The organism is Algoriphagus namhaensis (assembly GCF_042649705.1).
GTDB classification, from domain to species: Bacteria; Bacteroidota; Bacteroidia; order Cytophagales; family Cyclobacteriaceae; genus Algoriphagus; species Algoriphagus namhaensis.
Genome location: NZ_JBHRZS010000007.1, coordinates 1,479,093 through 1,493,160 on the forward strand (window position 1 = coordinate 1,479,093; position 14,068 = coordinate 1,493,160).

10 protein-coding genes are annotated in these 14,068 nt (G+C 41.0%); 2 read left to right on the top strand and 8 right to left on the bottom strand.

Features of this window, described 5'->3' with window-relative positions:
- Positions 1 to 12 precede the first annotated feature (12 nt).
- On the bottom strand, positions 13 to 1,035 hold the full coding sequence (gene holA, locus ACFOSV_RS14830; RefSeq protein ID WP_377906811.1) for a DNA polymerase III subunit delta: 1,023 nt from the start codon (positions 1,033 to 1,035) through the stop codon (positions 13 to 15).
- Between the two features lie 122 nt (positions 1,036 to 1,157).
- Here holA and ACFOSV_RS14835 point away from each other — a divergent pair, with 122 nt between their 5' ends.
- Complete coding sequence (locus ACFOSV_RS14835; protein ID WP_377906812.1) at positions 1,158 to 1,874, top strand: tetratricopeptide repeat protein; 717 nt, start codon at positions 1,158 to 1,160, stop codon at positions 1,872 to 1,874.
- Here the strand turns inward: ACFOSV_RS14835 and ACFOSV_RS14840 are convergent.
- Positions 1,866 to 2,708, bottom strand: coding sequence for a universal stress protein (locus ACFOSV_RS14840; protein WP_377906813.1), 843 nt, complete (start codon positions 2,706 to 2,708; stop codon positions 1,866 to 1,868). The two genes, ACFOSV_RS14835 and ACFOSV_RS14840, sit on opposite strands and share 9 nt — an antisense overlap.
- 9 nt (positions 2,709 to 2,717) lie before the next feature.
- Complete coding sequence (locus tag ACFOSV_RS14845) at positions 2,718 to 3,638, bottom strand: 2-hydroxyacid dehydrogenase (protein ID WP_377906814.1); 921 nt, start codon at positions 3,636 to 3,638, stop codon at positions 2,718 to 2,720.
- Between the two features lie 139 nt (positions 3,639 to 3,777).
- On the opposite strand from ACFOSV_RS14845, the gene ACFOSV_RS14850 reads away from it, so the two are divergent.
- Positions 3,778 to 4,632: a DUF2911 domain-containing protein gene (locus tag ACFOSV_RS14850; RefSeq protein WP_377906815.1), complete on the top strand. Its 855-nt coding sequence runs from the start codon at positions 3,778 to 3,780 to the stop codon at positions 4,630 to 4,632.
- Between the two features lie 27 nt (positions 4,633 to 4,659).
- Here the strand turns inward: ACFOSV_RS14850 and ACFOSV_RS14855 are convergent, their stop codons facing one another.
- The 5 genes from ACFOSV_RS14855 to gyrA form a co-directional block, all read right to left on the bottom strand.
- On the bottom strand, positions 4,660 to 6,363 hold the full coding sequence (locus ACFOSV_RS14855; RefSeq protein WP_377906816.1) for a sodium:solute symporter: 1,704 nt from the start codon (positions 6,361 to 6,363) through the stop codon (positions 4,660 to 4,662).
- Positions 6,364 to 6,465: 102 nt separating this feature from the next.
- Entirely contained in the window at positions 6,466 to 8,928 is a 2,463-nt protein-coding gene (locus ACFOSV_RS14860) for a PIG-L family deacetylase (RefSeq protein WP_377906817.1), read from the bottom strand.
- Between the two features lie 69 nt (positions 8,929 to 8,997).
- Positions 8,998 to 10,140, bottom strand: coding sequence for an acyloxyacyl hydrolase (locus ACFOSV_RS14865; RefSeq protein WP_377906818.1), 1,143 nt, complete (start codon positions 10,138 to 10,140; stop codon positions 8,998 to 9,000).
- 123 nt (positions 10,141 to 10,263) lie between these two features.
- Entirely contained in the window at positions 10,264 to 11,469 is a 1,206-nt protein-coding gene (locus tag ACFOSV_RS14870) for a tetratricopeptide repeat protein (RefSeq protein WP_377906819.1), read from the bottom strand.
- 29 nt (positions 11,470 to 11,498) lie between these two features.
- On the bottom strand, positions 11,499 to 14,060 hold the full coding sequence (gene gyrA, locus ACFOSV_RS14875; protein ID WP_377906820.1) for a DNA gyrase subunit A: 2,562 nt from the start codon (positions 14,058 to 14,060) through the stop codon (positions 11,499 to 11,501).
- Positions 14,061 to 14,068: the final 8 nt, after the last annotated feature.

The following is a 14,068-nucleotide window of genomic DNA, read 5'->3' on the forward strand; positions in this document are numbered from 1 at the left end:
TGGCTTAGCTAATCAATGCAAAATTTTAAATAGCAACTCGCGGAGAATATCACTTTCGCTCATACTTACGGAGTCAACTCCTTTGTAACGAAGGTCAGCCTCTTTGAGGTATCCAAATACATCAATTACCTTGCCTAACTTATAGTTGTTGGATGCAGATCTATATTCTTTCACTGCAAAGGGAGGAACACCCAATTCCCCAGCCAATTGCGTATCAGAGGCATTCTTGGAATTCTGAACCAAAGCAATCCGCATGAAATAATTATAGAGTAAAGAAAAAATCGGAATTACGGGATGAGCCTTTGGGTTTTGCACAAAATAGTTGGCAATCTTATTAGCTTTCACCACATCTCGGTAGCCAATAGCTCGCATTAATTCAAAATTATTGTACTCTTTATTGATACCCACATATTGAGCGACATGGCTTGTGGTTATTTTGGTTGGCTCCTTGAAATTGATGATCATTTTATCAATTTCATTGGTAATCACATCCAAATTATTTCCAATGGAATCAGCCAAGAGCTGTACCGCTTTAAAATCAATGTCGTGCTCTAGGGATTTGAAATAGTCCTGAATCCACTCTGATAGCTTGTAATCAGAGATTTTTTTCGACTCCACATAAACTGCCCGCTTTTTTACCTCCTTAGCCAAAGCATAACGCCCGTTCAGTTTTTTACCCTTATGTGCAAAAACCAAAATCGTACTGGGTAATGGATTTTGCAGATAGCCAATCAGCAGTTTTTGAGACTCTTCCTTATTAATGTCTGCTAGGTACTGAGCCTCTTTTACGACCACAAGTTGCCGCTCCGCCATCATGGGGAATTTCCTGGCATTGTTCAGGATTTGGCCCATGTTGCTATCTTTCCCATAGAGCACCACCTGATTAAATCCTCGCTCTGCTTCCGGAATCGCATTCTGCTCAATGTACTTGGTGATATAGTCGATGAAATAAGATTCCTCCCCTTCCAAAAAGTAAACAGGCGCAAACTTATTGGCTTTGAGGTCTTTAATTACATCTTGAGGATTTTGATTCATGAGCGCTTTTAGAATATGACTTAAAGATAATAGCCCCGATTAAATCTAGGCAAAAAGGAATCAAACTTTATGGCTTAAACTATTCCAGTCTTAATTTTGTATTTAAGGAAAAGAAAAGGAAAATGACTTTCGAAAAAGGAATAGAAGAATATAAAGCGGGGAAATTTGAAGAAGCGCTAGTCATCTTCAATCAGCTCATCGATCAAAAGGAAGGAGAAGCCGAATATCATCTCTTCCGAGGACGAGTGCTCTCTCGATTGGGAAAAACGCAAGAGGCCTTGGCGGATTTTGATATTATTACCACTATGGAGCCATACAATACAGACTGGATGAGCGACCGGGCTGTGGTATTACACCTTTTGAAGCGAAACGAAGAAGCGCTTGCTGAATTTGATAGAGCTGTAAATCTGGACCCTAAAAATCCTTACCGGTACAGCAGTAGGGCCTTTTTCAAAGAAAGAATTGGCGATTTGGAAGGCTCCATTGCAGACTATACCTTGGCCATAGAGCTAGACCCTGAGGATGCCATTTCCTACAATAATCGAGGGATAGTGGAAGATAAACTTGGCTATCAGCAGCAAGCGAAGCGAAGTTTTAAAAAAGCAGATGATCTGGTGGGGTACGATCCGGAAAAGCTAAGCAAAAAGCGAGAAGCTGACGACCCAAAACCTGAGATTCCAAAATCAACGGCTAGCCAACTTAAAAACGCTAATAGCAATTCAGAGCAAAAGTCAGGAATGACGCATTACGTTCAGGTATTCAAGTCCCTGCTTACAGACCCTAAAACACGTTCGGAGTTTAGTGCCTTTCTGAAAAAAATGTTCAAATCCTCAAAATGATTTGATTACCCAAAGTGGAGTATGGATGGAGTTCGCGAGCTTTTTGGAGAGACTTCGGTCCAAGAGCCTATCAAGAATCCCTTGCTCATCGCTCAGTGTGAAAAGCATGTCTATCTTATTTTCTTCAAGATAATCCTCAATACCTGACTTAAGATCAGATCCTGCGGCTTGAAGCCTGAATTCTACCAAATCACTTTTACAAAAAGCACGTAGCTCCTCCTGCATGGTGAGATGCAAGGATTCTGTTCTTAGGTTAATTGCCTTTTCAAAATGAACCACCTCTACCCTTGATTGAGAAAAGGACGCAATTTCCACCACTTTTTGGATCGCTAATTTGTCCTCCTCGAGATAGTCTTGTGCGTAAGCCAAGAGTTTGAATTTTTTAAAATAGGCTGTTCTAGGAATCACCAAAACGTCCACCTTCGAATCCCCCACCAGCCTACTGGTCCGAGAGCCCATGGTTTTGGATAGCTTTCCGTTCACCCCCTCAGTTCCCATCACTATCAAATCGACTTTTTCTCTTTTGGTAAAAGCCTCTATGGTATCCACTATTTGCCCCTCATCCATTTGAATTTCTGCAGATGCCAAGCCATTCTTCAATGCCTCCTCATTTACTGCTTCAAGCAGATTTTGAAGCTTTTCAGTGACAAATATTTTCTGATGAACACCTTCTGGATCATCCGGAGAGAGCTTCAAATAATCTGATTTGTTCAACACATGGTATAGAATCAAACGGGCTTTATAAAGCTCCCCCAACCGTGTAGCAAACTCAAGTGCATTGAGTGAACACTCAGAGAAATCGATGGGACAAAGAATTCGAAAGTTTGATTCCATAGTTTAAGATTAATAGCCTTTGTCTCTATTTACTCTATTCTGCAATGGGAGATTTTGCTCCATTCTATTAATATTCTCGACAACCTGCGGTGCAGCAGCTTCTGGATTGGTTACACTAGCAATGTGCGGTGTAAACTGAATTTTCGGATGATCCCAAAAAGGGTGATCCTTTGGCAAAGGCTCTTTGCGGTAAACGTCCAAAAGAGCTCCTGCCAAGTGGTCAGAGTCCAAGGCCGAGATTAAATCTTCGTCTACTAGGTGCTTGCCTCGTGCTACATTGACTACGAATGTTCCTGGATTACAAGCTTCAAATAGTTCTGCATTCAAAATATTTTCAGTGTCCGCAGTCAGTGGTAAAAGACAGACCAAAACATTGATTTCTTTTAGAAAGTCATGAAGTTGATTTTTGGAATAGTATGGAAATCCCAAATTTTTCTTTTCAGAAAACCCATACCCCATCACCGGGAAACCAAGATATTGGAGCTTATCCACTACATCTCCCCCGAGGGCTCCCACTCCCATCACTCCTACTTTCACGGGGATTTCAGGATTGGACATATCCCAGACTTTCTTTTTCTGGTCTTGACGATACCGCTCAATCTGTCTATGGAAATTTAGCACCCCCATAACCACATAATTGGTCATAGACCAAGTCAACTTTTCATCCACGATCCGCACTATGGGCAAATCCTTGGAGATGGATTCGTCAGTCAAAATATGATCTACACCCGCACCCATCGAACTGACCATTTTCAGATTTTTAAACTCAGAAAGTATCCCAGATGGATGCTGCCAAACCATAGCCACTTCGACTTTATCTGGCGCAGAAATATTGGGATAAACCTGAATTTCAAGTTCAGGTTTATGCTGCTTAATTACTTTTATCCATGCCTCAGGATTTTTCCCTGGACATATAATCGCTAAACTCATAAAATTAAAATTAGCTGATTTAAATTTTGTTTTGATCAACTGGATCAAATCTCATAAAATTCTCGTAGGGATACTAGGTCAATTTTTAAAAATGAATCAAATTTGACTTAATTAATGCAATAGTAACCTAACCGACTATATGAAAACCTCAATCAAATCCATCCCAATTATCCTAGCGATACTTGTTTCAAGTTTCAACTTAGCTTTTGCGCAGCTTCAAATGCCGCAGGCCTCCCCATCAGCTCGTCTTGCTCAAAAAGTAGGTCTAACTGATGTAACTGTCGATTACAGCCGACCAAGCACGAAGGGCCGTAAAATCTTTGGGACGCTCGTCCCTTATGATGAAGTTTGGAGAACCGGAGCTAATGGTGCCACGGTCATTGATTTTTCCACTGAAGTAGAAATAGGTGGAAAAAAATTACCAGCTGGTAAATACGCGATTTACAGCATTCCAGGTAAAACAGAATGGACTATCATCCTATCTTCCAACACAGATTTATGGGGAGCGATGGGTTATTCTCCCGATTCCGATGTGGTACGATTCAATGTGAAGCCTCGTAAAACCAGTAAAAAATATGAGACTTTTGAAATCACATTTAATAATATGAATGATAATAGCGCCGATCTTTCCATGAAATGGGAAAACACCAGCGTAGATTTCAAAATTACCACAGAAGTAGATCCTATCGTGATGGCTCAAATTAAGGAGCAGGTAATCGATACTAAGACCGAAAACCCAAGTTTGCTGTATTCCGCTGCGAGCTATTATTACAATAATGACAAAGACCTAAAGCAGGCATACACTTGGATTGAAAAGTCAGTTGAAAGCGATCCAAAGTATTGGACCGTGCACTTGAAAGCTAAAATCGAACTGGCGCTAAATAAAAATACGGATGCATTGGCATCAGCAAATACATCCAAAGAAATGGCAGAAGAAGCAAACAACCCGGATTACGTCCGGCTCAATGAACGCTTGATAAAGTCAATTAAATAAGCAAAAAGGTCTCGATTGAGGCCTTTTTTAGTTTTTGACAAACTTTTGAATAATCATTGCAAAGAGCATCAAGGCTAGACATCCAATGGCATTGTACCAAAGAAATCCAATATCCCAGTGGAAGCCAAAAAGCCCCTCTCCATTCCTAAAGTGAATAATCAGAATAAGAGCCTCTGAAAGCAAAGCAGCAATAAAGACTGCGCGTCCTTTGACCCACTTCATAAAGAAACCTACCATAAAAATCCCGAGGATAGTTCCGTAAAAAAGCGAACCTAAGAGATTAACAGCTTGGATCAGATTTTCAAACAAAGAAGCGTAAGTCGCAAAGAGAATAGCCCCTAAGCCCCAAAAAGCTGTGAAAAGTTTGGATGAAAATAAATAGTGCTGGTCCGTAGCTTCTTTTTTCACAGACCTTTTGTAAAGGTCCACAGTGGTGGTAGAACCTAAGGCATTCAATTCAGAAGCAGTGGAAGACATGGCCGCAGAAAAAATCACGGCAAAAAGCAACCCTATAATGCCTTGTGGCAAATTATCCATCACGAAGCGCATAAATACATAATCCGTATCCCTGGTCTCAGCAAGTGGGTCATTGAGCAAAATCAGAGATTTTACATCATCTCGGATCTCAGTCTGTTGTGCTTTTAACTCACCCAATTCAGCTCTAATTTGGTTTTCTTTGACTTGATCCTTAGCATCGATTGCGGCAAGCATTTCCATATAAGAAGCCTTACTTTCATCAAAATTAGCTGTGTATGCCTCTTCTAATTCAGCAAAATCTCCAGCATATTCACTCGCTCTCAAATTATCGGTTTGAACCGTGTTAAAGACTACAGGCGGTTGATAGAATTGGTAAAAGACAAAGACCATTACCCCTATGAACAGAATAATGAACTGCATTGGAATCTTGAGAAAACCATTCATGATCAGACCAATTCGGCTCTGTGTGAGTGTCTGCCCGGAAAGATATCGCTGAACCTGACTTTGATCCGTACCGAAATAAGACAGAAAGAGAAAAACAGCTGCAGTCATTCCCGACCAGACATTGTATCGATCTGCAAGGTCAAACTCCAAATTGACAACATTCAGCTTATCCATCTTTCCTGCCACATGAAGTGCTTCTTGAAAGGATATCGGAAGCATTTGAATTACAATAATACCCGCTAAAATCATCCCTCCCATCATTACAGCCATTTGCTGTTTTTGCGTAATGGAGACCGCCTCTGTCCCTCCAGAAACAGTATAAACGATCACCACTGTACCAATCAAGACATTTGTGACTGTCAGATTCCAACCCAACAAAGTGGAAAGGATAATGGCGGGTGCATAAATAGTAATCCCTGCGGCTAATCCTCTCTGAATAATAAAAAGAAGGGCTGCAAGCGTTCTTGTTTTCAGATCAAAACGATTTTCCAAATACTCATAAGCGGTATAAACCTTGAGCTTATAATACATCGGAATGAAGACCATAGAAATGATAATCATCGCGATGGGCAGCCCAAAGTAAAATTGGATAAAACGCATCCCATCTTGGTAGGCCTGTCCAGGGGTACTCAAGAAGGTAATAGCCGAAGCTTGAGTGGCCATGATGGACAAGCCTATGGTCCACCAATTCATGGAGTTTCTACCTCTAAGGTATGAGTCTAGGCTCTTAGGCCCATAAGTTTTATAGACGCCATATCCAGCGATCAGGACCAGCGTCCCAAAGAGTACAATCCAGTCTAAAGTGCTCATGAATAACTTTGCATAAACCAGTAAAACAAAGCGATCATCAAGAACAAGCTAAAAATCAAGCCGAGATAGAGTCTTTTCCAGTTGAAGGGTTTTTCTTCCAATTTATTGTTCGATCATGTTTACAAATAACTTCGTCGCACCGGCAACTCCAGCGGGCAATTGTCTAAAGAAAGAAATTCCTGAGTAAATAAACGTCCCTTCTCCATATTTTGCATAAATCAATGACCCCTTGGAAGGTGCTTCATTCGGCTCATTCATGGTAATAGGAGTGTCATATTCGGCTGAGATATCACTCACAAAATACAAACCTCTCTCCTGAACCCATCCATCAAAATCGCTTGACTCAATCTGATTTGGTGTAGAGAGTAATGGGTGCCCCCAATCTGCCTGCACAGGCGATCCTTCTACCGCCACTCGAGTCCGACTTAGCGAAAAGCCATAAGGCCCCAACTGATTGGTCAAAAGTCCAGAGCTCGTATTGTATTGCACAATGACATTTCCACCAGACCTCACATAGCCCATCAATACCTGTTGATTAGCGGCTAAAGTTTGGTTGGTATTATAGGCTCTAATTCCTACAATAATGGTTTTGAACTGCTGGAAATTTTCCACAGAATAATCACCATCACCAATCATGGTCACTTGGTAACCCAAAGCTTCCAAAACCTGTGGGACATCATCACCAGCCCCAGGGATATACCCTACTTTCGCACCTGAGAGTTCCCAATCAGCCTTGATTAAATTCAAATTTGCTCCCTGAAAGTATGTGAGATTAGGGATATGGTCGTAGATGATCCGCTCAGTAGTCAAGTCAAAGACAGACCCGTCCGAGGTCACATATTGAGCTGTGATCTTTCTTGAATTTAACCTATCGGAAATGAAAGCCACTTTAAAGACTCTCTGCTTCTGATCCGTAATATCGGTAACGTTCAAGATTTTAAAATCTTGCGCATCCATGCCTTCAAAGGACAGTGAACCATCAGTCATCTGGTTTTGAAAATTGACTGTAACCGTAATTTCGGGTTCCTTTCCAGAAAGGAGAAAAACATTTTCATTGGAAAGCCTCAAGTTTATTTCAGGAATCACGGTAAGTGGCTGTTGCACCTCACCTTTTACCCTGTCATTGTATTTGTACATCACCGGGATATCAAATTGAAATGTTTGACCAACAAATTCAAAAGTCACTTTTCCTGAAAGATTTGGGGCATTAAAAGGCTTCCCAATCAAGGATAAATCTCGGACATCATACATCGCACCATCCGGAGAATTTACTAGCCAGTAAGGCTGCGAATAAGCATAGTCTTGAGGTATTTCAATAGTAAAGCTTTGTCGAACTGGTAAATTTTCTGAGGAAATATTATTCGAAGGACTAAACGACTTCTCCAGGAGCTCAAGATTCACTTGCTCCACTTTTGAAGCATTTGGATTATTTAAAATTAATTCAAAGGCCAATTCGTCTCCTCTGGAAACTAGCTCTGTCCTGGCATTCAATTCCATTTCTATACCCAATAATTGGACAATTAGCTTATCCACTAAATGACGCTTCTCCTGAAGCCAAGCTTCATCGGATTCAATTCCTGCAAGAGCAGCCTTTATTTCGAGCAATCCTGATACATTTTTACTAGGCTCTTTGAAATCAAAGGATGCCAGACTTTTCTCGATCAATGCCTCTATAGCTTTACCTCCAGAAATGGTCTCCCATCGATTCGGTACATTTTCAAAAGCAGAATTCTTGAAAGATTCCCCTTTCAAAAACTGAATATGATCTTCAGCAAGACCTATATTTGGGGTATCTCCAAAACCTTGAGATTTATGCATGGTACGACTATCCGCGGCAATCTGACTGTATGTTTCTCCTAAAAGTGGGTTGAAATTCCCAACTGGAAAGACGTCATATTGCTCATTTGGATCTGGATCAAATCGGCCACCAAAATTGTAAGAATTCCAAAAAATACGTTTTGGCTGCCAAGGTTGTACATACTCAAGCTGCTCCGGATATGCTGTCATATCTCCAGCCAAATCAAAGGCCTCACCAGCTAAAATAGCCGAAGTCGTATGATGCCCATGGGTAACCCCTGGAATGGTATTGAACCGAGTAATGATAATATCCGGCTGAAAATTTCGAATAACCCAAACCACATCGCCTAGAATTTCCTCTTTACTCCAATTAGTCAAGGTTTCATCAGGATTTTTGCTATATCCAAAATCCGTGGCACGAGTAAAAAACTGCCTTCCTCCATCGGTTTCACGTGCTTTAAGAAGCTCTTGAGTTCTAATTTGCCCGAGACCGATACCCAGCTGTTTTCCTATCAAATTTTGACCTCCGTCTCCTCTGGTAAGGCTTAAGTAGGCAACTTCCTGGTTTAGTTCATTACTTAGGTAGGCAATGAGCCTTGTGTTTTCATCATCTGGATGCGCTGCAACATAGAGTACTCTAGTGGTTTCTTTTACGCGAAGCAATTGATGATAAAGCTCTGAAGAAGGAAGTGACTGAGCGAAAGAAGAAAGCACCAAAGAAAAAACAAGTACAAAACTTGCTCCCACTTTAAAGATTGGAAAGGTCATAGGGTCTAGATTTCTTTCGAAAGCTAAAACAAGCACTAGTCAAATAAAAATTTTTTGTGATTAGTGGAATTATTTCGTCCTGTGAGGGCGAGAATACTTCACTTTTCCGGGAATGGTATAACCTAGCGTAAATTCAAAAAAATCAGCTTTCGCTTTGTGGGCTTTGATAGCAAAGCCTGCAGAAATCTGATCATCGATGCGGTATCGAACACCTATTCTTTCGTAGTACTGAGTGAATTCCTGATTCAAATCTGTCCTGTAAACATAAACTCCAAGAGCTATAGGTACAAACAGACGATCGCTAATTTTCCATTCCCAAGACCCGACTAATGCGATTGAAGTTTTATCAAAAAGCCCAAAACTTTGATCAGGAAATCTTTTTTCAAGACCGGCTGCATAAAAAACATCTATCCCAAGACCCAAACGATATTTGTACGAGGCTTCCCAAAGATAATTGACTCCTAAGCCTCCCCTGAAATAGCTCGGCTCCCCAATTTCATAACTTCTTCGCCCCAAATAGGCGGCAATATTCCAGAACCCTCTTTTTTCCAAATCTGGATAAATGGGGCGAGCAACATCTCGGGCAATTGGCCGACCTATTTTTGTGCTTAGTCCAATTCCTATTGGTACCATATTCAATCCCTTATTGGGTTTAGTAGACGCACCGTTTGAATAATGCTTAAGTCCTAGCGTAGCGGTCAAATCTAGACGGTCAGTAATTCTGTACTTTCCGTTCAACCCAAGGTGTACATAGCCATTCACACTAGAGCCAAGATAATTATTCAGCGGGTTATTTTGCTCATCATAGGGATTGGCGTTGAATCCTAAGCCTAGCTGACCAAAATACCCAAATCGCAAACGGTTGTTTTTCAGATTTCTTCCAAAAGGAAATTCAAAAAAGCCATAAACTGCCATAGGCTTGCCTATTTCTTCAAAATATGGCAATGCAGTAGTAAAACCCAATCCGAAATTAGGATTACGATACAGGTCGTCCATGTAGTTTGGATTGCGTCTTTGCCAACCTATTTTAGCGTCTATTGCCCTAAATTCGATGATTTCATTGAGTGCTTCAGACCAATCTTGTCCTGTACTTGTGAATGGCCCAGATTCATAAGAAACCGTAATTGATTTCTGGAATTTTTCCTGAGAATACCCCTGTAATGGCAAAAAAATAATTGAAATAAAAAGGAGAGAAAACTGACTTTTCTTCACGATTTTTTGAGTTTACCGCAAAAATAATTATTCATTTCGAAATCCCGCATCACCAAGTCATATTCCCCTTTAAATGAAAAAAGCTAATCCCTAAGGATTAGCTTTTTTTGGAATGCGTGATGTTTAATTCTCCATCCAGTTTGGACCTAGAAGTTCTACAAGCTTTGCATTGTATTTTTCCGCTTCTGCCTCATTTTTCAATCTGGTGTGAATTTGGAACAAAACAATCATGGTATTGGTATCTTCTGGCTTTTGCTCCAATGCTCTTTCGAAATAAGGAATGGCTTCAGCGTAAAAACCATTCGCTTCTTTGCCCATGGATTCAGATCTCTTTTCCCACTCCTCATCAGAAAGGTTATTGAGTTCATTCATGATTTTTTGAGATCGGTCTAGCAATAAAGCGCCAGTGTAGTAGTTGCCTTCATAATAACTAGGGTCAATCTCTACAGATTTTTTATAGTCTGCTAGGGCTCCATCCAAATCGCCAGACTGCTCCTTCAGATAACCTGATCTCAATAGGATACCTGTATTCTCTGGATCATTCTTTAAAGCTTCCTTGATAGAAGCCATTGCCTCATCCATTTTGTCTAATTGCAAAAGCAATTGGATTTCGTACTCAGCAAGTGCTTTATCGTCTGGATAATCTGCTCTACCTCTCTGTACGATTTCATAAGCAGCCTCAGGATTTTGCTGAGAGCTCTGAATTTGTACCAAAGAATAGTAAGCGTTTATTTTATTGTACTCCTCTACATCCAAAAGGTAATTGAAGTGACGAATAGCATCTTCTGTCTTTCCAAGGTCATTTGCTAGAAATCCAGCATTGTAGTGGACTGTAGTATCACTTAGATCAACTTCTCCAGCAAGGTCGAAAAACTCATATGCCATCTCGTAGTCATCAGAGTTATATCTTTCAATAGCCTTGTCAAAAGCAGTATTTTTTAGAGTGAAAATGGAATAAGGTCTCAAATTATCAGGAACACCTAGTATATCAGCTTCATAGACCATTTCTCCTACTCCAGAAGTCTTGTCTCCTCCTCCCATTTCAAAAGCCTTGTTGTAAGTTTCAACAGCACTTCTACCTACCTCAAGATTACTCATTGTGTTGGTTGAATCCATTCCAAACATCTTGGTTTGGATCTTAGCTTTTAGAAGCATTGTCTCGGGATCATCCTTAGTTTCAGGATCTTGAAGTGCAGCATTGATATCATTGAGTGCGGCTTCCACATCACCCTGCTTAAATCCCTTTTCCGCGGATCTAACGACTTTCTTTTGGCCAAAGGCTAAACCGGTCGCAGCAATGAGGGCCAGTGATAAGATTAGCTTTTTCATGTTAAATTAAATTTTCTTTTTTAGGTTGATTATTCTTTTTCATCAGAGGACTCTTCTCCAGAATCCAATTTCTCATCATTATTATTTGGAGACTCTTCAGAACCTTCGGCATCAGTTGCGATTACCTCTGTCTCTTCTTCGTCTTCGATAGTTACTTTTTCTACAGAAGAAATTTGGTCTCCTTCACTAAGTCGAATCAGTTTAACACCCTGCGTGGCTCTACCCATGATTCGCAGATTGTCCATGGAGATTCGAATGATTATTCCTGACTTATTAATGATCATCAAATCATCATTATCCGTCACTTCTTTGATCGCTACTAGCCTACCTGTCTTTTCGGTAGTGTTCATAGCTTTTACTCCTTTTCCTCCTCGATTGGTGATTCTGTACTCGCTGAGGTAAGAGCGTTTGCCGTAGCCATTTTCAGATACTACAAGCAACGTTGCATTTTCTTCGGAGGCACAAACCATGCCAATAACATAGTCATTATCGTTATTTAACGTTATGGCTTTTACCCCTGTAGCAGTCCTTCCCATCGGACGAACAGCCGTCTCATGAAAGTGAATGGCGCGCCCAGAATTGGCAGCAATCACCACGTGCTGATCTCCATTGGTCATTTTTACACTTACGAGCTGATCTTCTTCCCTAATATTAAGTGCGATGATACCATTGGTTCTTGGGCGACTATATTGCTCTAGAGTAGTTTTCTTGATGATACCGTTCTTGGTCACCATAATCAGGAAGTGATTATTCAAATAATCCTCATCCTTCAAATCACCAACTTGGATGATAGAGCGAATCTTATCGTCTTGCTCAATGCTGATCAGGTTTTGGATCGGTCTACCTTTTGAGGTTTTGGACCCTTCAGGGATAGCATAGGTTTTAAGCCAGAATAGCTTTCCTTTATCAGTGAAAATCAATAGATAATTATGCGTAGATGCAGTGAAAAGATATTCCGTGAAATCATCTTCTTTCGTGCTCACGCCTCTTGAACCTACACCGCCTCTTCCCTGAGTACGATATTCTGTTAACGCTGTACGCTTTACGTATCCATGATGCGAAACAGTAATCACCACTTCCTCATTCGGAATCATGTCCTCATAGCTGAAATCCTCAGCATTGTGTTCAATTTCCGTTCTTCGGTCATCTGCATAGCGATCTTTCATTTCTGTCAGTTCGACTTTGATAATCTCCATACGCTTATCCTCATTAGCAAGAATTTCCTTGAGCTCATCGATCAGAGCCATGATCTCTTTGTATTCTTGAATGATTTTGTCGCGCTCCATTCCGGTAAGACGCTGCAATCTCATATCCAAAATTGCTCTTGCCTGAATTTCGCTCAACTCAAACTTTTCCATCAAACCATTTCTGGCCGTCTCAGGATCCGCAGAACTTCTAATTAAGGAAATAACCTCGTCCAGATTATCAAGCGCGATCAGATATCCTTGAAGGATGTGAGCTCGCTTTTCTGCTTCTTTAAGCTCATATTCTGTCCTTCGTACAACTACCTCATGTCTATGCTCAACATAGTGAACAATCAGATCCTTCAGGTTCAAGGTATAAGGACGTCCCTTTACTAGGGCGACATTATTTACAGAGAAGGAAGTTTGAAGCTGGGTGTGCTTATACAAGTTGTTTAGGACGACGCTTGGCATTGCATCCCGCTTCAATTCATAAACCACGCGCATTCCCGAGCGATCCGATTCATCTCGGATGGCAGAAATACCATCAATTTTCTTTTCATTGATCAACTGAGCTGTTTTTTCCACCATGCTCGCCTTATTGACCATGTATGGAATCTCAGTGATCACAATCATTTCTTTGTTTCCACCATCCTTGGTTTCCACATTGGCTTTGCCACGAACAACAACACGACCTCGGCCAGTTTCAAAAGCAGCTTTTACTCCATTGTATCCGTAAATGATACCTCCGGTAGGAAAATCAGGTGCTTTGATAAACTCCATCAATTCAGAAACGGTAATTTCACGATTATCAATATAGGCGATGATTCCGTCTATGACTTCTCCCAGGTTGTGAGGAGCCATGTTAGTAGCCATACCTACAGCGATACCCGAAGCACCATTCAAAAGCAAAGCAGGAACTTTGGCAGGTAGTACAACTGGCTCTTTCAGTGAGTCGTCAAAGTTGAATTGAAAATCGACAGTTTCCTTATTGATATCAATCAACAATTCTTCAGCGATTCGCTTCAGCCTTGCCTCAGTATATCGCATGGCCGCAGGATTATCTCCATCAATAGAGCCAAAGTTACCCTGCCCATCCACAAGCGGATATCGCAAAGACCATGGCTGTGCCATTCTCACCATGGTATCGTATACTGCAGAATCTCCATGAGGGTGGTACTTACCCAGGACTTCACCGACAATTCTCGCTGATTTTTTGTGGGGTTTATTGTGTAGTACGCCTAGTTCTTGCATCCCGTAAAGGATTCTTCTGTGAACCGGCTTCATCCCGTCTCTTACATCTGGAAGTGCCCTGGAAACAATAACCGACATCGAATAATCGATGTAGGCACCGCGCATTTCCTCTTCAATATTAATGGGTATAATGTTCTCGTTTTCTCCTTGAGCCATAAATTGCT